Origin of the sequence: Kribbella sp. NPDC059898 (genome assembly GCF_042730855.1) — a bacterium.
Classification (GTDB): Bacteria; Actinomycetota; Actinomycetes; order Propionibacteriales; family Kribbellaceae; genus Kribbella.
In genome coordinates this window covers 204,602-229,665 of the sequence record NZ_JBHWKR010000005.1, presented here as the reverse complement: position 1 = coordinate 229,665, position 25,064 = coordinate 204,602, and the positions used below count along the sequence as shown (strand labels likewise).

Annotated in this window: 21 protein-coding genes; 11 read left to right on the top strand and 10 right to left on the bottom strand. The window is 69.0% G+C overall.

What is annotated here, in order from left to right; all coding sequences use genetic code 11:
- Positions 1-33: 33 nt before the first annotated feature.
- From ACFV9C_RS18230 to ACFV9C_RS18210, 5 genes are all read left to right on the top strand, one after another.
- Positions 34-2,475, top strand: a complete 2,442-nt coding sequence (locus tag ACFV9C_RS18230) for a glycoside hydrolase family 2 protein (RefSeq protein ID WP_380194985.1) — start codon at positions 34-36, stop codon at positions 2,473-2,475.
- Between the two features lie 91 nt (positions 2,476-2,566).
- Entirely contained in the window at positions 2,567-3,295 is a 729-nt protein-coding gene (locus tag ACFV9C_RS18225) for a 3D domain-containing protein (RefSeq protein WP_380194983.1), read from the top strand.
- Positions 3,296-3,299: 4 nt separating this feature from the next.
- A complete protein-coding gene (locus ACFV9C_RS18220) occupies positions 3,300-4,160 on the top strand; it encodes a polysaccharide deacetylase family protein (RefSeq protein WP_380194981.1) in 861 nt (286 codons plus the stop codon).
- 574 nt (positions 4,161-4,734) lie between these two features.
- Positions 4,735-5,133, top strand: coding sequence for a hypothetical protein (locus ACFV9C_RS18215; RefSeq protein WP_380194979.1), 399 nt, complete (start codon positions 4,735-4,737; stop codon positions 5,131-5,133).
- A 71-nt stretch (positions 5,134-5,204) separates the two neighbouring features.
- Entirely contained in the window at positions 5,205-6,137 is a 933-nt protein-coding gene (locus ACFV9C_RS18210; RefSeq protein ID WP_380194978.1) for a hypothetical protein, read from the top strand.
- A gap of 100 nt (positions 6,138-6,237) precedes the next feature.
- On the opposite strand, the gene ACFV9C_RS18205 is transcribed toward ACFV9C_RS18210, so the two are convergent.
- From ACFV9C_RS18205 to ACFV9C_RS18190, 4 genes are all read right to left on the bottom strand, one after another.
- Complete coding sequence (locus ACFV9C_RS18205) at positions 6,238-6,552, bottom strand: hypothetical protein (RefSeq protein ID WP_380194976.1); 315 nt, start codon at positions 6,550-6,552, stop codon at positions 6,238-6,240.
- Between the two features lie 257 nt (positions 6,553-6,809).
- Complete coding sequence (locus tag ACFV9C_RS18200; protein WP_380194974.1) at positions 6,810-7,088, bottom strand: hypothetical protein; 279 nt, start codon at positions 7,086-7,088, stop codon at positions 6,810-6,812.
- A 279-nt stretch (positions 7,089-7,367) separates the two neighbouring features.
- Positions 7,368-8,822, bottom strand: coding sequence for an NAD-dependent succinate-semialdehyde dehydrogenase (locus ACFV9C_RS18195; RefSeq protein ID WP_380194972.1), 1,455 nt, complete (start codon positions 8,820-8,822; stop codon positions 7,368-7,370).
- 31 nt (positions 8,823-8,853) lie between these two features.
- Positions 8,854-9,846 carry an MsnO8 family LLM class oxidoreductase gene (locus ACFV9C_RS18190; RefSeq protein WP_380194970.1) on the bottom strand — a complete coding sequence of 331 codons (993 nt, stop codon included), beginning with the start codon at positions 9,844-9,846 and terminating at the stop codon, positions 8,854-8,856.
- A gap of 178 nt (positions 9,847-10,024) precedes the next feature.
- On the opposite strand from ACFV9C_RS18190, the gene ACFV9C_RS18185 reads away from it, so the two are divergent.
- The 4 genes from ACFV9C_RS18185 to ACFV9C_RS18170 all read left to right on the top strand — a co-directional run bounded on the left by ACFV9C_RS18185 (position 10,025) and on the right by ACFV9C_RS18170 (position 17,525).
- Positions 10,025-12,919, top strand: a complete 2,895-nt coding sequence (locus tag ACFV9C_RS18185) for a type 2 lanthipeptide synthetase LanM family protein (RefSeq protein WP_380194968.1) — start codon at positions 10,025-10,027, stop codon at positions 12,917-12,919.
- Between the two features lie 14 nt (positions 12,920-12,933).
- Entirely contained in the window at positions 12,934-13,107 is a 174-nt protein-coding gene (locus ACFV9C_RS18180; RefSeq protein ID WP_380194966.1) for a hypothetical protein, read from the top strand.
- 100 nt (positions 13,108-13,207) lie between these two features.
- Entirely contained in the window at positions 13,208-16,132 is a 2,925-nt protein-coding gene (locus ACFV9C_RS18175) for a helix-turn-helix transcriptional regulator (RefSeq protein WP_380194964.1), read from the top strand.
- A gap of 163 nt (positions 16,133-16,295) precedes the next feature.
- The gene (locus ACFV9C_RS18170; protein WP_380194962.1) at positions 16,296-17,525 is read left to right on the top strand and encodes an ROK family protein; all 1,230 of its coding nucleotides are present in this window, start codon (positions 16,296-16,298) and stop codon (positions 17,523-17,525) included.
- On the opposite strand, the gene ACFV9C_RS18165 is transcribed toward ACFV9C_RS18170, so the two are convergent.
- The 3 genes from ACFV9C_RS18165 to ACFV9C_RS18155 all read right to left on the bottom strand — a co-directional run bounded on the left by ACFV9C_RS18165 (position 17,518) and on the right by ACFV9C_RS18155 (position 19,302).
- Positions 17,518-17,649, bottom strand: a complete 132-nt coding sequence (locus tag ACFV9C_RS18165; protein WP_380194961.1) for a hypothetical protein — start codon at positions 17,647-17,649, stop codon at positions 17,518-17,520. The two genes, ACFV9C_RS18170 and ACFV9C_RS18165, sit on opposite strands and share 8 nt — an antisense overlap.
- 239 nt (positions 17,650-17,888) lie before the next feature.
- Positions 17,889-18,641, bottom strand: coding sequence for an alpha/beta fold hydrolase (locus ACFV9C_RS18160; RefSeq protein ID WP_380194959.1), 753 nt, complete (start codon positions 18,639-18,641; stop codon positions 17,889-17,891).
- Positions 18,559-19,302 carry a DUF998 domain-containing protein gene (locus tag ACFV9C_RS18155; RefSeq protein WP_380194958.1) on the bottom strand — a complete coding sequence of 248 codons (744 nt, stop codon included), beginning with the start codon at positions 19,300-19,302 and terminating at the stop codon, positions 18,559-18,561. The genes ACFV9C_RS18160 and ACFV9C_RS18155 overlap by 83 nt, the downstream gene beginning before the upstream one ends.
- 108 nt (positions 19,303-19,410) lie before the next feature.
- Here ACFV9C_RS18155 and lysX point away from each other — a divergent pair, with 108 nt between their 5' ends.
- Together lysX and ACFV9C_RS18145 are read left to right on the top strand one after the other, a co-directional pair.
- A complete protein-coding gene (gene lysX / locus ACFV9C_RS18150; protein ID WP_380194956.1) occupies positions 19,411-22,767 on the top strand; it encodes a bifunctional lysylphosphatidylglycerol synthetase/lysine--tRNA ligase LysX in 3,357 nt (1,118 codons plus the stop codon).
- A gap of 43 nt (positions 22,768-22,810) precedes the next feature.
- Entirely contained in the window at positions 22,811-23,725 is a 915-nt protein-coding gene (locus ACFV9C_RS18145) for a hypothetical protein (protein ID WP_380194954.1), read from the top strand.
- Here the strand turns inward: ACFV9C_RS18145 and ACFV9C_RS18140 are convergent.
- Genes ACFV9C_RS18140 through ACFV9C_RS18130 form a run of 3 tightly spaced genes read right to left on the bottom strand, consistent with a single transcriptional unit; the run spans position 23,722 to position 25,064 of the window.
- On the bottom strand, positions 23,722-24,156 hold the full coding sequence (locus ACFV9C_RS18140; RefSeq protein WP_380194952.1) for a PIN domain-containing protein: 435 nt from the start codon (positions 24,154-24,156) through the stop codon (positions 23,722-23,724). The two genes, ACFV9C_RS18145 and ACFV9C_RS18140, sit on opposite strands and share 4 nt — an antisense overlap.
- A complete protein-coding gene (locus tag ACFV9C_RS18135; RefSeq protein ID WP_380194950.1) occupies positions 24,153-24,389 on the bottom strand; it encodes a ribbon-helix-helix domain-containing protein in 237 nt (78 codons plus the stop codon). The genes ACFV9C_RS18140 and ACFV9C_RS18135 overlap by 4 nt, the downstream gene beginning before the upstream one ends.
- Before the next feature lie 27 nt (positions 24,390-24,416).
- Positions 24,417-25,064, bottom strand: coding sequence for a hypothetical protein (locus ACFV9C_RS18130; RefSeq protein WP_380194948.1), 648 nt, complete (start codon positions 25,062-25,064; stop codon positions 24,417-24,419).

Below are 25,064 nucleotides of genomic sequence, written 5' to 3'. Positions count from 1 at the left end.
ACTAAACCGGTTCATCTCCCCTGGAGCATCACTGTGACCTCGCTCAAGACCCTCGACCTGACCACCGCCGGCGGTGCCACCTGGACCGTGCACGCGGTCGAGGGTCCGGCGCCCGACGGCCTGATCGGCCGCGCGGTGGCTGCCACCGTGCCCGGTGAGGTGCACACCGACCTGCTGGCCGCCGGGGAGATCCCGGACCCGTTCGACGGCGACAACGAGTCGAAGCTGCACTGGATCGGCCGGACCCGCTGGAGCTACACGAGTAGATTCCCGTGGGTTGCCGACGGCAACGACCGGCAGGAACTGGTGACCGACGGCCTGGACACGATCGCGACCGTCAGGTTGAACGGCCAGGAGCTGGGCCGGACGGCGAACCAGCACCGGTCGTACCGGTTCGACGTCACCGGCGTACTGGTTGCCGGGGACAACGAGCTGGTGATCGAGTTCGAGGGTCCGGTGACGGCGGCCGAGGCGGAGCGGGAGAAGCGTGGCAGCTGGCCGCACACCAACCTGCACCCGTACAACGAGTTGCGCAAGATGGCCTCGAACTTCGGCTGGGACTGGGGACCGGACGTCGCGACCGCGGGCATCTGGCGGCCGGTCCGGATCGAGTCCTGGTCCGGGGTCCGCATCTCCGCGGTCCGCCCGCTGGCACAGGTGGACGGTACGGACGGCGTACTGAAGACGTTCGTCTCGCTGGCCTGGGCGGACGGTGCGGCTGACGCGACCGTGGCCGTCGAGGTCGGGGGTACGCAACAGTCGGTGACGGTCAAGCCCGGAACCGAGGAAGTCGAGCTCACGAACCCAGTCTCCGCGGTGGACGTCTGGTGGCCGCGCGGCCACGGCGAGCAGCCGCTGTACGACGTGACCGTGACGCTGAACGAGGACGACTGGCACGGCCGGGTCGGCTTCCGGAACATCGCCGTGAACGTTGCCCCGGACAACGACGGGAGCCCGTTCGTGCTGTCCGTGAACGGCAAGCCGATCTACGTCCGGGGCGCGAACTGGATTCCGGACGACGCATTCGTCACCCGGCTGGACGCCTCGACGTACCGCACCTCGATCGAGGACGCGGTCGGTGCGGGCATGAACCTGCTCCGCGTCTGGGGTGGCGGGATCTACGAGAGCGAGGAGTTCTACGACGTCTGCGACGAGCTGGGCATCCTGGTCTGGCAGGACTTCCTGTTCGCGTGCGCGGCGTACTCCGAGGACGAGCCGCTCTGGAGCGAGGTCGAGGCCGAGGCGCGGGAGGCCGTCACCCGGCTGAGCAAGCACGCCAGCCTCGCGGTCTGGAACGGCAACAACGAGAACATCTGGGGGTACGTCGAGTGGAGCTGGCGGGTCCCGCTTGCCGGCCGGCCGTGGGGCGCCGGGTACTACCTGGACCTGCTGCCTCGGGTCGTGGCAGAGCTGGACCCGCGGACGCCGTACTCGGCCGGCAGCCCGTACTCGTTCGACCAGTTCATCCACCCGAACGACGACCGGCACGGGACCATGCACATCTGGGACGTGTGGAACCAGGTCGACTACACGACGTACCGCAAGTACAAGCCGCGCTTCGTTTCCGAGTTCGGTTTCCAGGGGCCGCCGGCGTGGTCGACGCTGACGTCGGTCGTGCACGACGTGCCGCTCGATCCGTACGGCTCGCAGATGCTCGTTCACCAGAAGGCTTTTGAGGGCAATCTCAAGCTGGAGCGTGGGCTCGGGGATCACCTGCCAGTATGGAAGAACATCGACGACTGGCACTGGACGACGCAGCTCAACCAGGCGCGAGCGGTTGCCTACGGCATCGAGCACTTCCGGTCGCTGTTCCCCCTGAACACCGGCGCGGTCGTGTGGCAGCTGAACGACAACTGGCCGGTCGTCTCGTGGGCCGCCGTCGACGGGCACGGCATCCGGAAGCCGTTGTGGTACGCGCTGAAGCGCGTGTACGCCGACCGGCTGCTCACCGTGCAGCCGCACGAGGACGGGCTGGTCGTTGCCGCGCACAACGACACCGACACGCCCTGGACGACGGAGATCACGGTCCGCCGGCGATCGACCACCGGTGCCGATGTGCTGGCCCAGGAGACCTTCGCGATCGAGATCGCGGCTCGGTCCGCGGTCGTCAACGACCTCCCGGAGTCTGTTGCCGTTGCGGGCAAGCCCTCGGAGGAATACCTGGAGGTGCGCGCGGGCGACGGTGAGACGGCGTACTGGTACTTCGTCGAGGACACCGAGCTGCAGCTCGCCGCCGACGCCTACACCGCCGCGGTCTCCCCGACCGCCGACGGGTACGACGTGACGGTGAGCGCGACCGCGCTGGCGAAGGACCTGGCGCTGTTCCCGGACCGGCTGGACGCGGCGGCGCGGGTCGACTCGTGCCTCGTCACGCTGTCCGCGGGCGAGAGCCACACGTTCCACGTGACCGGTGCGAGCGCTCCGGAGCAGGTCGCCGTACCGGTGCTGCGGTCGGCAAACGATCTCTTGCACTGATTTACGTCAAGACCTTGACTAAAGGTGCGGCGGGACCGTTACTGGTGGGTGAAACCCCTAGGTCCCGCCCCACCTCGGAGGTCTTGTCATCATGCATCTTCTTGCCGCTGCCTTGTTGAGCTTCAGCTCTCTTGTTGCTGCTCCGACTGCTTCTTTACCGGCTTGTCAGCACTTCTACACCGGTCCGATCCCTGACCGGCCCGTGTCCGGCGGCCACGGCAACGGGACCACGGCACCGCCGTACGACGTCAGCGGCCGGCTGCCGGCCCCCGGTGGCATCACGGGTGGTCTCGGCACGGACGGGAAGGTCACGTTCACGTTCGACCGGGTCCCGGGCGCGAAGGCGTACCGGGCCTTCCGGAACGGGCAGGCGTTGCAGTGGATCAGCGACTGGGGTCAGCCGTCGCTTCAGGTCACGGACGCGAGCCCGTGCGACGGCGCGCACTACCAGGTGTACGCGATGTCGTCCGAGGACACGGCCGCGTCGTCGATCGGCCAGATCAGTACGTCGTACCGGCTGGACTCCTCGAACCACCTGGCGGCGTACCGGCTGCCTGCTGGTACGACGCTGACGTACCGGGTGTCGGCGTACAACGACGTTGCTCAGACGGCCCTCGGGTACAACGCGGGCACCGGGATCTGTGCGGTGGACGCCCGGAACATTCCGTGGGGCACGCGGCTGTACGTGCCTGGTTACGGGCACTGCTACGCGGCTGACATCGGGAGCTGGATCAAGGACGACATTGTCGACGTGTGGTTCCCGCCAGGCCCGGATGCGGACAACTGGGGCATCCAGCGGCTGACGCTCACCGTAGAGTGAGCAGGTGACTTGGGGGAAGCGTGTTGCGATCGGTGCCCTCGTACTGACGCTTGTCGGGTGCAGTGACGCCAAGCAGACGGCGGGAGTGGTGCCGCAGACCCGTGCGCCGGTTGAGCCTGTCCGTACGGCGAAGCCGGTGCGGCCGACGCTGGCGCCGGTGCAGGTGAAGCCTGGTACGTCCAAGAACGTTCAGGTGATGCCTCTGCTCGACCACGGGCCGCGGGACCGGAAAGAGATCGCGTTGACGTTCGACGCGGACCTAACGGCCCTCATGCGGCGACGGTTGGTCTCTGGGAAGGTCAAGTCGTACTACAACAAGGCACTGATCGAGGAGCTTCGCTCACTGCACGCTCCGGCCACCCTGTTCCTGACTGGGATGTGGATGGAGCAGTACCCGCAGGTGACCAAGGAGCTGGCAGCAGATCCGCTCTTCGAACTGGGCACGCACACGTACGATCACCGCGGATTCACCAAGAACTGCTACGGCCTGGGGACAGTGCCACCCGGCCAGATGCTGTCGGACGTTCGGCGGGCCATCGTGGAGCTGGACCGCGTGGATCCACACGCGACCAGGTGGTTCCGCTTCCCCGGTGACTGCTACGACACGACCGCCCTGCACGAACTCGCACCAGCCGGCGTCACCGCGGTCGGCGGGGACGTGCCGGGTGGAGACGGGTTCACCAAGTCGGCACAGCCGATCATCAAGCAGGTCCTGGACCACGTACAGAACGGCTCAATAGTCGTCCTCCACATGCACGGCGGCGACAACGCCCCCTACACCGCCCAAGCAGTAGGCCCCATAGTCCGAGAACTCCGCGCCCGCGGCTACAAACTCGTCACCGTCACCCAACTCGTCACCAGATAACCCGAAGAACAAGGGAAAGAAGCAGAGAAGGAAAGAAAGGATAGAGAAAACAGAAGATTGAGTGGGAGTGTGGCGCATGGCTGGGCTCGACGGGCCAGTGACAGCAGAGCATCCCTTGCGTTCCCGGTTCAGAGGTGTTCGAGGACCTCCGTCGCGTGCCGGCGGACAGGTCCAGCCAGCTCGGTTAGTTCGCCGCCGTCAGCAAACCGGAGTACACGCGTGGCCGCGGCAAGGGTGGCGACATACCCGATCGGCGTGCCCAGGAACTCCGAGAGCGCCCGTAGCCGGCAGGTGCTCGGCCCCAGGTTTCCCTGTCGAGGATGGCGAGCGTGGGACCAGTGAGGTTGCCCTCGCGCAGGTCGCAGTGTGCGGTTGCCCAGGGCACCGAAGCGATGTCGAGGTCGATACCGAAGAACGCTCTGATGCCGTTGTTCACGTCGCCGGCATCGAGGCGCTGCCGGTCACGAAGGTACTGATCTTTCCCCGCATCCTTCGCCCGTTGTCCTGCCATTCAAATCATCCAGCGGCACGAGGCATCCCGCAGGACTGGCTCCAATGACACAGGAACAGTCGCATGACCCGCACCCCACCCGAACGCGAGGCCGAGAGGAAACTCACAGGCACAGAATTGATCACCGAGTCCGGCCTGCGCCGCAACGTGATCTACGAACATCGCGATCTGATCGACGAGTTCAAAGTAGGGGTGAAGGCCCAGAACACAACCCCGCTCGCGATGCAGCAACTCGCCGACGAACACGCCACAGCCAAGAAGGAACTGGCCAAACTCAAGGAAACAACTGGCCAACGAACGAGCAACCAACTCCGTCCTCCGCCGAGTCGTCACCGAACTCTCGCTGGAGCTGGAACAGGCGACGATCGAGCTCTCCACAGCAAGCCGAGTCGCTCGCCCGCCGCCCCGTTCACGCCGGTCTCAGTGAATGCTGGGGAGCTCCGCGCCTATCTCAGGAGTTAGGAGAGCTTCGGGGGTTCTGGGCCACTCCGGGCAACGTGCGGCTAGTCGACGGACCGACTACGATTTTGCCCATGGTTGAGCTTTCCGGCTCCAGCGACTCCTGGCTCATCGGCGGCGTGGACCCTGTCACATCAGGTGCCGAGAACGGCTTTCTGCAGGAGGTCGACCGGGTCATCGAGATCCTTGGGGAGGACCAGTCGTGGCTCGGTTGGTGGCGCCGGATCAGCAAGGCACCTGTGCTTGAGATCCACATGATCGTGGTCAGGGCAGGGTACGGCGGGCCGGTGAAGGAGCGCTTCCTTCGTGGAAGGAAGCGGCACTTGGTGGAGATGCGCGTCGACTTCGACGAACTCGAGGGGCTGGAGCCCGACGAGAGACGGCTGCTAGCCCTGCCGGCCGTCTTGAACGGCGTATCGCGGGCCCAGCAGTCGCTGAAGCTCGCGGGTCCGCATCCAGAAATCCCAGACATCGCTCGACCGGCTCGGCTCAGCGCGGCGACGTTGCGCCGCAGACGACTCCGCGAGCTCCGTGGCGAAACCACAGCTTCTGTGAGTCACGTTCGCTTTCGAGACAATGACGACACGAGCGTCGGCGCGCCGGACCCTCATTCGGTGTCGGCTGCGCAGACCTCGAGGACAGTCCGAACACCGGACGTCATCGGTCAGGACCGGGCCGCGGGGCAACCAGTCGTCGAGATCCATGTTCCGCTGAATATCGCCAGCGGTGCGTCGCCTGGCGATCCCAGGGAACAGACCGGTTGGATCGATGTCATCGAAGACTTTCTCAACGATGAAGCGAGTGATGGCAGTTTCGTTGTCTTCGACGATGGCGAAGAGCTCGGCGATGTGTACGTCTTCTTCGTCGCTGGACCATCTGAGGAGATCTTGCTGAGCGCCGCCCGTGAAGTGGCCTCGCTGCCAGGGGTTCCGGCAGGGGCCTTTGCGGTGGTAACAGATGACAAGAGCGAATGCATTGGCACAGGACGCCACGTAGCCCTTGGTTGAAGTTCTTCCAGCAGAACAAGGGCCGGCCCGGAACTCGGTGTGAATCAAGTTCCGGGCCGGATCCTTGGATCTTCAGGCTGCGGGGTGGTTCAGCGTCTCCTTACCGGCCGCTCTTCCACTGACCCGGAGGGTACACCCCCCAGCGCGCCTTGTACGCCGCGACCATGCCGAGTTGCTGTACGACGGACATTCGGCGAACTCCGATCTTCCAGGGGACGGCCGACACGCCGGTTCGTGAGGTGGCCGGCGGCCGCTCCCGGTGGAACGGCGGAACGGACGCGGAGAACAGGGGACTTGAGGAGACGAGGAGTCGTCCCCTCTCAGCACGTCCGCGCCCCGCCTGCTTGTAGGCGATCAGTACCTGATGACCGCTCTGGACGAGGTACTCGCGGATCTGCAGTGGTTTGCCGAACATCCGCAAGTGGTGCAGGGTCGGTATTACGAGAGGCGAGCAGTCGGTTTCCAGGAGCATGCCGAGGAGACCGAAGGCGGCATCAGGCGTTCCGGGGTTCTGGACACATACCGTCTCCAGTCGATAGCCGGAGTCGCTGGCATGGAGTGGAGATGGTTTTGTTGACGGCCTGTTCGTAGCCAGTGAGGTCGTGGTATTTGCTGCGTTTGTACGGGACGGTCGCGGTGGTGCCGATGTAGGCCGCGTCGGCGACTCCAGGTTTAGCCGTTGAGTACGGGTGCCCAGCCGCACTCGGTGACCGCGCGGCGGTCGTGACGTCCTCTGGCGACCGGGGTGGATACCGCCAGGAGGGTGCCGTCAGTGGCGGCCGCGATCTGGATGTTCAGCCCTTGCCGCAGGCGTTGCTGGAGTAGTTGTGCTTGCTGTCCGCGCGGATTCCGGTCGGACACCAGCGTCCCGTCGACGAGGACGTCGCGGTAGGTGAACACGCTGGTCAGTTCGGGTTCGTGGACGCAGAGGACCTGGTCGAGCGGCGGCATGATCGAACGGTAGATCCGCGACACGGTCGGTTGGCTGGTCCGCGAGCATCGTCTGGCTGACGTTCTGCCGCAGGTACAGCAGCACAAGGACGACCTGCCGGTACAGCCCCAAGCTGGGTGATCTCGTCGCGATCGAGCCCGAGGGTTGAGTGGTACCCGCAACCGTCACCGGCACGCCAAACCCGGCCATGCACCCAGCGCCCCACTCTATCTTTTCTTTTCCTTAGTCTTTCCTTTGAAGTTGTTCACCACCTCCTTTCTCCCATTCCTTTCTTCCGGTCAGTCGACGTTGACGGCGACGTACTTGATGTCCAGGTACTCGTCGATGCCTACGGTGCCGCCTTCGCGGCCGAGGCCGGATTGTTTGACGCCGCCGAAGGGGGCGGCGGGGTTGGAGACGATGCCTTGGTTGAGGCCGATCATGCCTGCTTCCAGGCGTTCGGAGACGCGGAGGGCGCGGCTCAGGTTCTCGGTGAAGACGTACGAGACCAGGCCGAACTCGGTGTCGTTCGCCATCCGTACGGCGTCGTCCTCGGTCTCGAAGGCGGTCAGCGGGGCGACCGGCCCGAAGATCTCCTCCTTCTGCAGCCGTGCGGTCTCCGGTACGTCGGCCAGCACGGTCGGCTGGTAGAAGTACCCGTTGCCCTCAGCAACTGATCCGCCGGTCAGCGTGCGGGCGCCGCGGGCGATCGCGTCGGCGACCAGATCGGCCACCTTGTCGCGCTGCTTCCCGTCGATCAGCGGCCCGACGTCGACGCCCGGCTCGGTGCCGCGGCCGACCTTCAGCGCGGCCATCCGCGCGGTCAGCTTCGCCGCGAACGAGTCCATCACCGAGGACTGCACGTAGATCCGGTTGGCCGCCGTACAGGCCTCGCCGCCGTTGCGCATCTTGGCCAGCATCGCGCCGTCGACCGCCTTGTCCAGGTCGGCGTCCTCGAACACCACCAGCGGTGCGTTCCCGCCCAGCTCCATGCTGGTCCGCAGCACCTGGCCGGACGCCTGCTCGAGCAGCTTGCGGCCGACCGGCGTGGACCCGGTGAACGACAGTTTGCGGGCCCGGCCGTCGCGGATCAGCGGCTCCATCACGCCGCCGGCGTCCTGCGTGGTGACGACGTTCAGCACGCCGGCAGGGAGACCCGCCTCGGTCATCAGCTCGGCCAGTTTGAGCATCGACAGCGGCGTCTGCGCGGCGGGCTTGATCACCATCGTGCAGCCGGCCGCGACCGCCGGGCCGATCTTGCGGGCGCCCATCGCGGCCGGGAAGTTCCACGGCGTGATCAGCAGGCACGGCCCGACCGGCTGGCGCATGACGAGGAAGCGGCTGGCACCGTTCGGGGCGATCTGGTAGCCGCCGTCGATCCGCACCGCCTCCTCGGCGAACCAGCGGAAGAAGTCCGCGGCGTAGGCGATCTCGCCCTTCGACTCGGCGACCGGCTTGCCCATCTCCAGCGTCATCAGCAGCGCCAGGTCGTCGGCCTGCGCGGTCATCAGCTCGTACGTCCGGCGCAGGATCTCCCCGCGCTCCCGCGGCGGCGTCGCGGCCCACTCCTCCTGGACGGCAACAGCCGCGTCGAGCGCGGCCTTCCCGTCGGCCGGACTCGCGTCAGCCACGTCGACAAGCGTCGTACCGGTGGCCGGGTCCTCGACGGCGAAGGTCTGGTCGGCCGCGATCCACTTGCCGCCGATGAACAGCCCGGTCGGACAAGCCTCGACAACTTCGCGCTCTCGTGACATGAGCCAGCCTTTCGGTGGGTGTGTACCCACATTAGGCCGTGGCAGCCAAGGGCCTCCGACCTGTCCGGACGACCTTGGTGAGACCGGTTGCGACGGTACGGAGGATCGCTGACCGGATCAGTCCGTCGAAGGCCAGCGGGACGAGCATCACCTCGTCGGCCGCGGTCTCGGCGACCAGTGTTCCCAGCCGTCTGGCCACCGTCGTACGAGAGCCGACGACATGGCCCGGATCTTCCAGCAACCGTTCGGCAAGGGCTCGCTCCGGCCCGGTCAGTGCAGGCTCCAGCAACGCGACCAGCTCGGCTGACGACGCGTCCGGCCCGGCCGCGGCCAGCCGCGAGCTGACGCGGACGTACTCCGCAAAACGGGTCAGGGCCTCCTCATCGGAGTCCGCTGCCACCACACCGACCGTGACAGCGAGGTAGGGCCGGCCGTTCGACTCAAACTGTTCCCGGTACGCCGCCACGGCGGCAGCCGTCACCGCAGGCGCCCGGTGGTGCGCCACGAAGAGCGGAAGCCCCCGTACGGCGGCAGCCGCCGCAGTACCCGGGTCATCCGCGAGTACGAAGACGGGCGGCGGTGGACCGGCAAGCGCGAGCCGTACGTCGCCTGAACCTGAGCCTGAGCCCGGTGTACCGTCCTGCAGCAACCCGCATAGCTCGTCCAGCCGCTGCTGGAACGTGGCACGCGCATCAGGTTCGAGTACGGCGCGCTGCTCGGCCACGCCGAGGTCGATCCGGCTCGGGTACGCCGCGGCGAGAGCGGCGAACTGCTCCGCGACGACGAGCGGCAGGTGGTCGGTCAGTGGGAGACCGCCGGCGCCCAGCCGGATCCGATCGGTGCGCGCGGCCAGCACCGCCGCGATCACCGCGGGTGCTGCGCCGCCGACTCCTCGGACACCGTGCTGCTCGTCGAGCCAGAAGCGACGGTATCCGAGGTTGTCGGCAGCCAGTGCCACCTCCGCGGTCTCCCGGAGCGCGGCCGCAGCCGACTGACCGGGCAGCTGCGGTACGACGTCCAACACAGAGTGAGCCGAGACGGGCAGTCCGGGAGCGACGGTGGTGAGCACACACCCACAGTGACAGCGCGGGTCCGGCTCGCACATGGGGAGTCGTCACCCAAAGTTCGGAGCGGCGTGCCCGCCTAAATATGGGTGCTGATCACCCATGCCCCGCCCCTGCCCGCGATGACAGCCTGAGCGCGTGCTCGACTCCGCGACCACCCGGCCCACCAGGACCGAACGCTGCAACACCTGGTGGTCGGCGGGCCTGCGGCCGCAGGAGCTGGGCACCGCACCGACGCAGTCGGCGCCGGCCTGGGCCGAGTACGTGGAACGCAGTACTTCCCTCCCACCGAGCGCGCCTGCCGCCGGTCGAGACCCCGCAGGGACCGGTGCCGGCGGCGGCCACACATCAGGTGGGGCGGCCACGGCAGCGGGTGGGTCCGGCACGGACTGGCGGCAGGCGCTCATGCGTTGCCTGCAGCCGCTGCTGGACTCCGCCCGGCAGGACCTGGCCGCGGCGGGCCACAGCGGCGTACTGGCCGAGGCGTTCCTGCAGCGCCTCGGCCTCCGGCTCGTCCAGCTGGCGGCGCGGACGCTGGTCCGGGAGCTGGCCCGGGCCCGGGACCGCGGTGAGCTGGCCGGGGACACCTCCGCTGCACGTTTCCTCAACTTCACCGACCACCTAGTCGGAGGAAGCGAGCTGGCGGAGTTCCTGGCCACTTACCCGGTCCTGGCCCGGGTCTTGGGCGAATCGTGCCGGCAGGGCGTCGAGGGTCACCTCGAGCTGCTGGCCCGGCTCGCCGAGGACCGGGGGTCGCTCGTCGCCGGGCTGTTCGACGGCAGGGACCCCGGCGTACTGGTCGCGATCGAGCCCGCGGGCGATGCGCATCAGGGTGGGCGATCGACCGCGATCCTGACGTTCGCGAGCGGGCAGCGGCTCGTCTACAAGCCCCGTCCGCTCGGGCTGCACGAGCACTTCAACGCCATCGTCGACTGGCTGAACGCCCGTTCCGCGCTCGGCCTCCGCACAGTGCGCCTTCTCCCCCATGACAGCTACGGCTGGCTCGAGTTCGTCGTTGACGAGTCCTGCGAGGACCTGTCCGGCGTACGGCGGTTCTACCACCGCCAGGGCGCGCTGCTGGCGTTGCTGTACGTGCTGGACGGCACGGACATGCACTTCGACAACCTGATCGCAGCAGGCGACCAGCCGGTGCTGGTGGACGTGGAGACACTGTTCCACCCCAGCCAGGTCGCGTCGACGAGTGACCCCGCGTACCGGGCGCTCCTGCAGTCGGTCTACCGCGGGCCGGACGCCGGTGCGTTCGCGTCCCGGAGCGTGATGGACTGGGAAGACGCCGGCCTGGACTCGATGCATCTGGTACGCCGCCCCGACCGGACGGACCGGGCCGTCAACCGGCCGTCGCTGAACGGGACCGCGATCGAGCCGTGCGAGCACGAGAACGCCGTACTCACAGGGTTCCGGACCGCGTACGAGGCGATCGTCCGCGGCCGTGACGACCTGGACGGGCTGCTGGCACAGTGCGCTTCGGACCAGGTCCGCTTCGTACCGCGGCCCACGAGTCTCTACACGGGTCTGCTGGACGAGTCGACGCAGCCGGACGTACTGCGGGACGCGGCCGGGCGGAGTCAGCTGCTGGACCTGCTGTGGGACGCGGACGAGTCGCTGCACGCGGTCGTCCCGTTCGAGCTGTCCGACCTGTGGGCCGGCGACGTACCGCTGTTCACGACGCGCCCGGACAGCCGGGACGTCTGGGCCTCCGACGGTTCCCGGATCGCCGACGTCCTGGCCGTCGACGGCCTGGCCGCGGTCCGGGCGAAGGTCGCAGACCTCGGCGACATCGACGAGCACCGGCAGACCTGGCTGATCTCCGCGTCGCTCGCGATCCGGCCCGAGCCGAACACACACGTCAGCACGGCGGTCCGGCCGCACGTGGGGACCAGCGAGGCCGATCCCGAGCACATCCTGGCGGCGGCCGCGGACATCGCCGACGAGATCGTCGCGCAGGTCGTCAGCGAGCGCGGCGGCGCGGCCAACTGGCTCGGCCTCGAACTGCTCGACGACCGCCACTGGACCGTCCGTCAGCTGGGCGCCGGCCTGGCCAACGGCTACACCGGTACGGCGCTGTTCCTCGCGCAGATCGGCGTACTGACCGGGGCACAGAAGTACCGCGAGCTGGCCCGCGACGCGATCCGGCCGATCCCCCAGCTGCTCGAGACACTCGCCGAAGACCCGGACTGCGCCACGTCCGGCTTCCACGGCCTCGGCGGCCTCAGCTACGGCCTCAGCCGGCTGGCCGCGCTTCTCGACGACAACGACCTCACCGACTGGCTGGCCGCGTCGCTGGAGATCAGTGAGCGGCTGGTGCAGGACCCCACAGAGTTCCCGTCGTACGCCGAAGGTGCGGCGGGCGGGCTGGCCGCGATGCAAGCAGTACAAGGCTTTCCGGCCGCCGGCCGGCTGGCCGAGCGCTACGCCGACCACCTGGTTGCCACAGTAGAAAGCGGCCTCCATGGCCGAGTAGCAGCGGACCATGGCTTCGCTCGTGGCTTCCAGGGAATCGCGTGGGCGCTCGGCCAGTACGGCGTACCCGGCGACCGGTACCTCGATGCTGCGCGCGCGGCTGCCGATCTGGACCGCCGGAACGGTCCAGCTGGCCACGGGTGGTGCTGGGGCGATGCCGGCACCGCCCTGGCCAGGGCGTCGGCAGGAGTCCCCGCGGATCTCGACGCCTACGTCAGAACCGCAACCGAACGTCCGGTGCTCGCCGACCTGAGTCTGTGCCACGGCGAGCTCGGCGCGGTGGAGCCACTGTTGTGGCTCGCCGCACGTGGGTATCCGGCCACAGAGGCGGCGCGACGACGTCGTGCCGGGCTGGTGCTCGCGGCAGTAGAGCAGTACGGACCGCAGTGCGGGACGCCCAACTACGTACCGTCTCCAGGCCTGCTGACCGGTCTGGCAGGGATCGGGTACGGGCTGCTCCGTCTTGCGTTCCCCGAGCGGGTTCCGTCCGTGCTGCTGCTCCAACCAACCGCCGGGTCGAGGTGTGGCACAGCACCGGAACCCACTGTGTGACAAGGGGTTACAGCATGACCGCCCAGCATCACGAGGTAGCGGAGCACGACGTTCAGTCGGCTCCGACCACGACGTCGAGGTGGCGTCGGGTCCGGGCCCGGGCGATGGCCCTGGCCGGATTCGTCGGCATGGCCGCCGCGGCGGCCACCGTCATCACCGCCAACGGCTGGCCGTACGGACAGACGTAGGCCGGCGAACGTTTGACCCAGTGGCCGGTCGCTCGTCCGAGCGGCCGGCCACTGGCCGACTGTCTGCACCGACAACCTTCAGTCGTTAAAGTTGGCAACTATGCAGACCCGTTCGCCTACGGTGGTCGGCAGAGACCGGGAGATCGAGAACCTTCACCGCCTGCTGGCCGGAGCCCGCGGCGGTCGTGGTGGTGCGATCTTCCTGGTCGGCGAGCCTGGGATCGGCAAGAGCCGGCTGGCCGCGACGGCCACCACCCAGGCTCTCGACACCGGTATGGCGATGCTCCGCGGCCGGGTCGGCGCGATCGGCACGATGGTTGCCTTCCGCCCGTTCACCGAGGCGCTGCTGTCGTTGATCCGGCGCGGCGAGATGCCCACCACAGAAGGGCTCGGGCCGTACCGGCAGGTGCTCGGCCGACTCGTCCCGGACTGGGACGACGGCACCGCCCATGACACCGCTGCGTCACCGGTCGTACTCGGAGAGGCAGTACTGCGACTCCTTGCGCTGGTGGGCCAGGACCGCGGCTGCCTGCTGGTGCTGGAGGACCTGCACGGGTCCGACCCGGAGACGCTGGCCGTGATCGAGTACCTCCTCGACAACCTGGAGGACCAGCCGATCGCACTGGTGGCGACGCTGCGCTCCGAGACGTGTCCCGCGTACGAACTGGCCCAGCTGTCGGCGCAGCGCGGTGCCGCCGAACTCGCCGAGCTGCGGCCGCTGGTGCGGGACGAGGTCGCCGAGCTCGCCGCAGGGTGCCTGGAGGTTCCGGTCGACGGCGTACCGGAGCAACTGGCGGACCAGCTGTGGAACGACAGCGCCGGGATCCCCTTCATCGTCGAGGAACTGCTGCACGAGGCGAACCGCAGCGGACAGCTGGTGTCCGGGCCGGACGGCAGCGTGCTGGTGGTCGACGATCTGCACACGAACGTGCCGCCCGCCGTAGTCCGCAGTATCAGCAGCCGTACGGCGCAGCTCGGACCGCAGTCGCGGGACATCCTCGTCCTGGCGGCCGTGATCGGGCACCGGTTCCCGCTGAGCGTCGTCCGCGCGGCGACCGGGACGGACGAACGTCTGCTGCTGGCAACGCTCCGGGCCGGCGTCGCCGCCCAGCTGGTCGGTCCGGACGAACCGGCGCCGGACTGGTACGCGTTCCGCCACCCGCTCACCGCCGAGTCGTTGCTCGCCGGCCTGACACCCACTGAACGCTCCACCTTGGCCCGCCGGTGCGCGGACGCGGTCGAGGAACTGCACCCGGGGCTGCCCGGCGAGTGGTGCCCGATGGTCGCCGAACTCGCCGAGACCGGCGGCGACCCGGTCCGGGCCGGCCGGCTGTTCGCGCTGGCCGGCAGGCGCTCGTACGACGACGGCTCGACCGGGTCGGCGGCCAACCTGCTGGACCGCGCGAACTCCCTGCTCGCCGGCGATCCCGACGTCGGCTATCGGGCCGAGGTTCTCGGCGCGCTGCTGCTCGCGCTCAGTGCGACCGGCGGCTTCGAGCACATCGCCGCGCACGCCGCGACCGTCGACGAGCTGGCCGGCCGCAATCTCGACAGCCGCAAGCTCGCCGCCCTGCACGTCCAGTTCGCGAACGCCGAGATGATGGCCGGGCGCTCGGCGGTCGCCCTCGAGCATGTCGCGGTCGCCCGCTCGTTGCTCGGCACCGATCCCGGGGATGCCGATCTCGCACCGGTCGACGGGGTCGCCGCGAATCTCGAGCTGGCCCGCCAGAGCCCCCGGCGGATCCAGGCCGCGACCGAGCTGGCCGCCCGCGCGGCCGCGGCGGCCGAACGAGCCGGGCTGCCCGAGGTGGCCTGCGAAGCCCTGCAACTGCTGGGCATCCTGGCCCGCGAGCACGACCTGGACCGGTCGGTCGACTATTTCCACCGGGCCCGGCAGCTCGCCGAAGAGCACGGCCTGACGGTCCAGCGGGTCACCTCGCACTACTTCCAGGCGGGCACCATCTGCCTCGCGAACGGCAGCATCGTCGAGCTCGAGCGGGCCCGGCAGCAGGCACTGCGGATCGGCGCGATCCAGCTGATGTACGACGTCGACAGCACCCTCGGCCAGCAGGCGATCCTGCGATCCGAGTACGCGCGGGCCGCCGAGATCATCGCCGGCGCAGTCGAGGTCACCCGGCGACTGCGGATGGGCCGGGCCGCGACGTACTTCCTGGCGATCAAGGCGATGCTGGAGGCACACCAGGGCCGGCGGTCCGCAATGGAGGCGACGCTCGCCGAGGTCGCGCACTGGGGCGGCGAGCGGGCGTCGTACGAGCTGCCGTACTCCTACGGCCTGGCCCGGACGTTCTGTGCGCTGCTCGAGGAGAACCGTGAGCTGGCCGACTCCGAGCTGGCGCAGGCGCTCGCGTTCGACGCCCAGAACCCGACCACCCTGCATCTGACCGGCAAGAACGGGCTGGCGCTGCTGCTCGGCGTACTGTCCGGGCAGAACGGCTGGGCGCACTTCGAGGCGGTCACCGCGACCGCGGCGAGCGGGATGCGGTGGAACAAGCAGTTCGTCCAGTTCGCCCACGCCGTACTGCTCGGCCGGGACGGTCAGGTCGAGGCGGCCAACGCCATGCTGCAGGAGGCGCTGGAGACGGCATCGCTGTTCCCGTTGGCCCATCATCTCGGGTTGCGGCTGGTGGCCGAGCCGGCGGCCGCGGACGGCTGGGGTGAGCCGGTGGCCTGGTTGCGGCTGGCCGAGGAGTACTTCCATACCGCGGGTATCGCGCCGGTCGCGAGTGCGTGTCGTGGGTTGATGCGGCAGCTCGGCGCGACGGTTTCGCAGCGGCGGACCGGGTCCGACCAGGTTCCGGCGTACCTGCGGCAACTGGGAGTGACGACCCGGGAGTACGAGGTGTGCCGGTTGCTGGTGGACCGGATCGGGAACAAGTCGATCGCGTCCCGGCTGCACATCTCACCGCGGACGGTCGAGAAACACGTGGCGAGTCTGATGACCAAGACCCAGCAACCGGATCGGGAGGCACTGAGCAGTTTCGCCCGGACGGTCGTGCAGGACTGATCGGTGCTGATTTCGGGCAGGGTGCGTGTACTGGAGCATCCGGCCCTCCCGGGGTGATAGTTGTCGACGCACGCACCGGCATCCGCCAGTCGGCGCGCGGAATGGACAGTAATTACGAACGCTCGCTCTCTATACTGTGCGGGTGGCAGGCAAGGGGTCGGACATGAGCAAGGGAACGGTCGGCGGCGGCGGTACGACGATGCTGCGGCGGATCAATGTCGCCTCGGTCCTGGACGCGGTCCGTCGGTCCGCGCCCGCACCGCTGCGCGTCGCCGAGCTGGTCGAACGCACCGGGCTGGCCCGGCCGACCGTCGCCCAGGCCGTTGACGAGCTGCTCGACGCCGGCTGGCTGCAGCAGCACGGGCCCGACTCCGCGGACCGTTCGCTCGGCCGCCCGGCGATCCGCGTCTCGCTCCGCGGCCGTGCGGCGCCGGTGCTCGGCCTGGACGTCGGACCGCACCGGGTGACCGTCGGCGTCTCCGACCTGGCGGGCCGCAAGCTCTCGCTCGTACGCCGCTCCGGGCCGGGCTGGTCCGCCCAGGAGCTGCTCGGCGTGATCGGCGAGGTCATCGACGAGGCCCTCGCCGAGGCGGAAGTGCCGGCCGAGGACGTCGCCGCGGTGGTCGCCGCGAGCCCCGGCATCGTCGACGAGCACACCGGCCGCGTCCAGCTGGTCCCCAGTGTGCCGGGCTGGTCGGCCGTCGACCTGATCAAGCACCTGCGCGGCCTGCTCGACTGCCCGGTGATGCTGGACAACGACGCGAACCTGGCGGCCCTGGCGATCGCGGCCGCGCGCGGCGGCACCGGGACACTGCTGGCGGTCCAGTGGGGTGAGCGGCTCGGTGCGGGCATCGTGATCGACGGGCGGCTGCACCGCGGGACCGGCGCGGCCGGTGAGATCGGCTTCATCGCCACCGCCAACGACGACGTGATCAACCCGGAGGACAGCCGCGGCCCGCTGGAGCGTGCGGTCGGCTCGGAGGCGATCGCGGCGCTCGGACGGCAGGCGGCGCTGGACAACCCGAAGTCCCGGCTGGCCGAGCTGGGTGGCGAGCAACTGGACACCGCTGACGTGTTCGCCGCGGCGGCGGAGCGTGACCCGGTCGCGCAGGCCGTCGTACAGCAGGTGGCGCGGACGTTCGCGCGGGCGTTGGCTCCGTCCGTCCTCGTGCTGGACCCGACCGCGGTCGTCATCGGCGGTGGTGTCGCCCGCGCCGGCGCCGTACTGCTGGACGCGATCTCGGACCAGCTACGGCTGCTGACGCTCAACCACCCGAAGCTGGAGCTGTCCGCGCTCGCCGAGGACGCGGTGGTCACGGGCGCGATGCGGATGGCGCTGGACGAGGTGTGGCAGCGGAAGCTCCCGACACCGGCGATGACCAGCACTACCTAGGCCCAGCCACTACCTTCACACCAGGTACGCCGCACCAGCAGGTGTAGCTGAGCTCGTAGTGCACCTGCCCCGCCAGGTCGAGCCGCCGGTCCAGCCCCGTCACCATGCTCAACGGCAGCAACATGCGCCGATCACACGCCGAACAGGTGATGACAATCACCGCCTGCCCCAGCTGTAGGCACGGCCGACGTACAGGCGATGGATCCGGCGCCAATGCGCCCGGACGTCGTCGACGAACCATCTGCACCGCAGGTCCCACGGAATGCGATCACTCATCGTTCACATCCACTACAGAAAACTACTGCCACGACTGTTTCAGTAGAATCAGCGTACGGCATCCGGGACCGGGAGTGGAAGGGGTTTCTACTGCCGGCGGACGGCGGCGGCGATCGCGTCCGGGCGGTCGAGGTGGACCAGGTGTTCGGAGTTGGGGAGGACTTCGATGGTGGCGCCGAGGGTGGCGGCGAGTTTCTGGTGGCCGGAGAGCCAGCTCTTGGCGGTGAAGCGGGCCATGCCGCCGGTGGCTACGAGCATGGTGGTCGGCGGAACGGTGTCGACAGGTGCGGCCACCAGCTTCGCCACCTCGGCGGCGAGTTCCCAGCTGGCGGACAGCTCGTCCCAGAACAGCAGCCACGAGTCCTGCCCGCCGTACCGTTCCTTGGCGGTTGCCCTCGACAACGGGTCGCGGTTCGACGTACTGCCGAACCGGACGCTCAGTCGCCGTACCGTGGGTCCGAGCCGCTGCGGTACGCCGACCTGCCCGAGGAACCGCACCACCGAACGGGTGGCCTGGTCGCCGCGCTGTCCTGGGTAGAACGGCTGCCACCCGGTCTCCGACGGGAGGCTGCTGTCGACGAGCACCAGCCGCGACACCTCCCCCGGACGCGTCAACGCCCACCGCAGTACGGCGAGCCCGCCGATCGAGTGCCCGATCAACCCGACCGGTACCCCCAACGGCACCCGGGCCGCGGCCCGTAGTACGTCGACGTCCGACGTGATCGGCGTACGCCAGGGGTCGATCACCCGGAGGTCCTCACCGGGCAGCAGCTCGACTACCCGCCCGAACTCCTCGGGGGCTTCGGCCAAGCCGGGCACCACGATCCACGTCATGCTCATCGTCATAAGCGTGCCTCAAGGCTGGTAACAGCGACCCCAGCAGCAGGCAAAGAAGCAGCACCGACACCCGCTGCAGGATGCCTGGCGCATCCAGGTCGTCACCGGTCAGTACGTCGCTCCCGGTCTGCAGACCGAGCCAGACCTGCGTCACAGCAACCGCAGCCGCCAGTACGGCGACCGCACGACCCCGGACGCCGCCCCAGCCGGCCTTCCGGAGTGCGCGCACCGCATAGACGCCCATGGCGATACTGCCAAGTCCCGCGATCGTGGACGTCACCTCGTGCAGCACCAGGCCCACACCGGTCTGCCCGTTCGCCTCGCCCGTCCGGCAGACGTCACTGGCCGACGGCGCACAGTCCATCGGCGACAGCGCGTCGAACAACGTCCCGAGCGCGAATGCCGCCGTACTGACCATCAGCCCGCGCCGGCCGCGCACCGCGGGGCGCGCGACCAGTACGGCGACCACCAGCAACACGCCCGTGGTCAGATCCATTGCCCGGGCCAGGAAACTCGTTGATTGGTCCAATGCACCCAGCTCGCTCAGGAACGAGTGATGCACGTCCAGCGGAAACCCCGCGGCCGCCTCCAGCAGCAGGCTGCAGTACAGCACGGCGGCCGCGAGCATGAGATTACGGAGCAGGCGATAGGGCACATCAACCATGTCAACACCGTCGCATGTCAACCAAAGTCTTGACTGTGGCGTCAGCTGTACTGTTGGGGTAGTGCTAGGTCGACCAAAGTCTCAGCAAACTAATGGGATGATCGGCTGGTGCGGTCGGAACAAGTTGCAGTAGTGCCGGTCTGGAAACACCGGGCAGCGGTCTGGGTAGGCCGCATCGTCGTGCTGGCCTCGGTCTGGTCGTTTGTTGCGATCCCGTTGCGGTTCGGGGCTCCGCGACTGGTCAAGCATGTCGACATCGCCTTCGACTTCGTCGGGATCCCGGCCGGGCACACGATTTTCTCCGCCGTCTACCTCGCGGTCGTCGGCAGCGCCCTGCTGCGCGGCAAGCGGGCCGCCCTGCTCTGGGTGCTGTGGGTCTTCGAGGCGCTGTGGCTCCTCGCCCAGGTGGCCGGGATCGCTTTCACCAGCGTTCGGCTGGCGAACCCGACGGACGCGGAGCTGCTCCGCGACTTCGGTCCGGCCAGTGTGCAGGACCTCGAGTGGGGCATCGTGCAGGCGGTCGTGGTGGCCGGCATCGTCGTACTGCTGTGGACGATCCGCGGCGCGTTCCCGGCCCGGCTCGCGCCCGGCAGCCGGCGGCTCGCGATCGGTGCCCTCGTGTTCGGCATGCTGATCTCGATCGCGGTCAGCATCACGCTCACCCAGCTCTTCCCGCGGACGCTCAGCGGGCAACGGCAGAAGATCGGCTGGGCGGTCATCGCCGCCCTCGGTCAGTCCCGCAACAAGATGGGCGGGCACGAGGGCCACGGCTGGATCGGCCTCACCGTCGGGGCGATCTCCGCGGCCTCGCTGGTGCTCGCGTTCTGGATCTTCCTCCGCTCCGTGCAACGCGTCCGGTACCTGACCCAGCCCGAGGAGCTCGAAGTACGCCGCCTGCTCCTGCTGCACGGCGAGCGGGACTCCCTCGGGTACTTCGCGACCCGCCGAGACAAGGCGGTCGTGTTCGCGCCCGGCAACGACGCCGCGATCGCGTACCGGGTGGTGAACGGCGTCAGCCTGGCCAGTGGCGACCCGCTCGGCGACCCGGTCGCCTGGCCGGCCGCGATCCAGCGCTGGATCGCCGAAGCCCGGCGGTACGGCTGGTCGCCCGCGGTGCTGTCGGCCAGCGAGGAGGCGGCGCAGGCGTACGTCGACGCCGGCCTGCGCGCGCTGTCGATGGGCGACGAGGCGATCATCGACGTCGCCGACTTCTCCCTCGAGGGCCGGACGATGCGCCCGGTCCGGCAGGCGGTGACCCGGGTCCAGCGGGCCGGGTACCACGGCGAGGTCGTCCGGCACGGCGACCTGTCCCCCGAAGCGCTGGCGGAGTACGTCCATCTCACTGAGAAGTGGCGCGGGGCACGGACCGAGCGCGGGTTCTCGATGGCGCTCGGCCGGCTCGGCGACCCGGCCGATGCCCGCTGCGTGATGGTGATAGCGCGGGACGCCGAGGGCGTCGTCCGCGGGCTGCTGTCGTTCGTGCCGTGGGGTGTGCGCGGTGTCTCGCTGGACCTGATGCGCCGTGACCCGGAGTCGGCGAACGGCCTGATGGAGTTCATGGTCACGTCACTGATCGACGCGAGCAGCGACCTCGGCATCCACCGGATCTCGCTGAACTTCGCAATGTTCCGGGAGATCTTCAGCGACGCCGAGCGGGTCGGTGCCGGTCCGGTGCTGCGGGCCACGAACGCGTTGCTGACCGCGGCGTCCCGGTTCTGGCAGCTGGAGAGTCTGTACCAGTCGAACGAGAAGTACCTGCCCCGCTGGTCGCCGCGGCTGATGTGCTACTCGCGCGGTGCTTCGCTCGCGCAGGTCGTCCTCGCGGCCGGTACGGCGGAAGGCTTCCTGCCCGCGCCACGCCCGTGGACCCGGGTCGACAGCGTCGTGGCGGGCGAACGGCACGCGGTCATGGCCACGGACGGCCGTGCGTTCGCCGCCGCGGTCCGTGAGCAGGAGGACGAGCTGCTGCGGCCCGTGCTGCCGGCCCGGAAGCTCACCGAGCAGGAGCAGATCCGGCGAACCAAGCTCGCCGAACTCGTTGCCGCGGGCATCGATCCGTACCCGGTCAGTGTGCCGCGGACCGAAACCCTGGAACGCGTCCGCGAGCTGTACCCGAACCTGCCGCCGGACCGTCACACCGGCCACGTCGTGTCGCTGACCGGCCGGGTGATGCGGATGCGCGACCACGGCGGTCTGTCGTTCGCCCAGCTGCAGGACGGGTTGACGCAGCTGCAGGTGATGCTCACCACCGAGTCCTGCGGCGCCGTACCGCTCGACCAGTGGCGGCGGCTGGTCGACATCGGCGACCACGTCAGCGTGACCGGCGAGATCGTCACCACCCGGCGCGGCGAGCTGTCGATCGAGGCCACCGGCTGGACGATGGCCGCGAAGTGCCTGCACCCGTTGCCGGACAAGCGGAAGGGCTTCACCGACCCCGAGGCGCGGGTCCGGCAACGGCACATCGACCTGGTGATGAACCCGGACTCGCTGCGGATGATGCAGCAGCGCAGCGCCGCGGTACGGGCCCTGCGCAACGGTTTCGAGAACCGCGGCTTCGTCGAGGTGGAGACACCGATGCTGCAGGCGGTGCACGGCGGCGCGAACGCCCGGCCGTTCGTCACGCACATCAACGCCTACGACACCGACCTGTTCCTGCGGATCGCGCCGGAGCTGTTCCTGAAGCGGCTGAGCGTCGGCGGGATGGGCAAGATCTTCGAGCTGAACCGGAACTTCCGCAACGAGGGCGCGGACGCGACCCACAACCCGGAGTTCACCTCCGTCGAGGCCTACCAGCCGTACGCCGACTACGTGGTGATGCGGGAGCTGACCCGCGAGCTGCTGATCGAGGCGGCGACCGCGGTGTACGGCAAACCCGTCGTACGGCGCGACGGCGAGGAGATCGACATCTCCGGGGAGTGGCCGGTGGTGACCGTGCACGACGCGGTCGGCCAGGCCGCCGGGGTGTGCGTGGATGTCGACACTCCGGTCGAGCGGCTCCGCGGGCTGTGCGCGGAGCACGGCGTACACACGACGTTCGACATGACCGCGGGCGAGCTGGTGCTGGAGCTGTACGACGAGCTGGTCGAGCCGAACACGATGCTGCCGACGTTCTACACGGATTTCCCGCTGGAGACCTCTCCGCTCACCCGGAACCACCGCTCCGAACCACGGCTCGCCGAGCGCTGGGACCTGGTCGCGTTCGGCGCCGAGATCGGTACGGCGTACTCCGAGCTGGTCGACCCGGTCGAGCAGCGCCGCCGGCTCACCGAGCAGTCCCTGAAGGCCGCCGCCGGCGACCCCGAGGCGATGTCGCTGGACGAGGACTTCCTGTCCGCGCTCGAGTACGCGATGCCACCGACCGGCGGTCTCGGCATCGGCGTCGACCGGGTGATGATGATGCTGACCGGCCAGAACATCCGCAGCACGCTCGCGTTCCCGTTCGTCCGTCCGGCGGTCCGGGAATGATGGCTTAGGCTGATACTTCGCGGGTGGGGACCTGGGGGTGGGGATGAGGCGCTGGGGCGCGCTGTTCGTCTGTGTGTGGATGAGCCTGGTGACGGGCTGTGGTGCGGATCCGGAGCGGCCGGATCCGGTGGTGTCGCCGTCGAACAGTTCCGCGCCGGTGCCGAGCGTGCCGGTGGCCGGGCCGCTGGGTACGTCGGCGTACCAGGCGGAGCTGACCCGGATCGACCAGGTGCTGGGCGGCTCGGCGCGGATGCTGACCCGGGTACGGACCGCGGAGGGGCTGGGCGAGGCGATCACCACGCTGGCGCAGTCGCTGAACACGGTCGCGATCCGGCTGGCGGCGCTGACCGTGACGTCCCGGTTGAGCGCCGTACACGAGCTGCTGCAGGCGCGGATCGGCGTCGCGGCAAGCCGGCTGACCAGCGCCCTGGACCAGACCGAGGAGGACGCGCGCTGCGGCGGGGCCGCGTACACCTCACAAAAGGTGCAGCGGCAGTTGCGCACCGACCTGAGTACGGCGCTCACCCAGCTGAAGGGCCTGAAGCTGACGTTCGGCACCACGCTGCCAGATCCTGGCCCGGCACCGAAGGACGAGCGACCGCCGAGCGGCGACGTCCTGGTCCGCCAGGGCGCCGCCGGGTCGGGCCGGCTGATGATCACCAACGGTACGGCGAAGGACGTCGCGATCTCAATCGTCAACGACGGCCGGCCACCCGGCAGCCCGCAGCTCATGGTCTACCTCCGGACCGGCAAAACCGTCACCGTGAACAGGATCGGCGGCACCTACCACCTGTACTTCAAAAGCGGGTCCGACTGGGACCCGAAGACCCGCAAGTTCCGCGCCGACTGCTTGTTCAAGAAGTTCGAGCAAACCTTCACCCCCGACCAGGGCTGGCAACTCAACCTCCAGCCCCAACCCACCGGCAACACCACCATGACCGAGGTCGAGGCGTACTAGAGATCGTCAGGCAACAACCGGAATGCCTGGTGTGGTGTCAGTGGACGGACGGCGCGGAAATCGCGCCGGTCCAGCGTCAGAACGGAGTCGGTGCGGTAGTCGGCGGCCAACGCGACGGTGACCGCGTCGGCGAGATCGAGGTCCAGATCGGCGTATCGGGCGATCACGGCAAGCGCAGTCGCCAGTGTCTCGGCTCCGATGTCGGGCACCTGGAAGCGCATGCGTTGCACTTGCGCGGTCAGCAGCTCGAGTATCTGCGAGCGTGCGACCCCACCGAGCCGCGCGCGAGCGAGCTGGTCGACCTCCGCCAGGACGAGCGGCGACAGGACGACCGTTCCCGCGTCCTGCAGGAGCTTCCGGCAAACGGGTCCCTCCGGGGCGTTGCGGTCGAAGGCCGCGATGATCCCGGAGGTGTCGGCAACCAGGATCACCGGTCGGCGCGCCGGCCGACCTCGTCGCGGATCTCGTCCTTGGTCACCGGATCACCGCTGCCGTCGAACGTCGGCCAGTCGAGCGGCTCGTCCCATACCCGATTCGCCATCGCGGCCAGGTGGATACCTTCGCGAATGATCTCGGCCTCCGGAATCCCGCGCCGCCGGGAAGCGTCCTTGATCAACGCCAGATCCTCCGGATCGGCGTACACGTTCGTGCGCTTCATGGACATGTACCAACCCTAGTACACGTACATGCGCTAGAGTCCGAGTTTGTGCAGTAGCTTGCCGAGGAAACCGCCGATGCTGCCCGGCTTGCCGGGGTCGTCCGGGGTGGTCGGTGAGGTGGTGGGTGTGGTCGGGCGGGCCGTCGGCGACGTCGTCGGATCGGTGGTCGGCGGGACGGTCGGCCGCGCCGTCGTCGGGTCGGTCGTCGGGTCGGTCGTGGTCGGGGCCGTCGGCGGGCGCTCGGTGACCGGCGGGTGCGTCGGCCCGGTGGACTCGACGATCTCCGGCGTCGGCGTCTCCCCCGGCCGGGTCGGGTACGGCGTGAACGTACTGCCGGCCGACCGGACGATCTCCGGCGGATCGGTTGCGGTGAGCAACGGTGTCGGTACGGCGGTGGGCGTCGCCGCCGGGGTGGTCGTCGGGCTCGACGTGGTCTGATGCGGGACCGCGACGTTCTGGGTCGGCTGACCGGGCTGCAGGCCGGCGACCGGCGCGGCCGGGTCCGGGCCGCCGCCGGGGAGCGGCAGGAACGACGCACCGATCCGCGGGCCACCGAGCAGCGCGATGACGAACAGGACGGCGTAGGCGAGCAGCAGGATGCCGAAGCCGGCGGCGATCTGACGACGCCGCGGGTGCTGCCAGGGCAGGCGGCGGGTCGCCGTGGCAGGCATCGCGTTCAC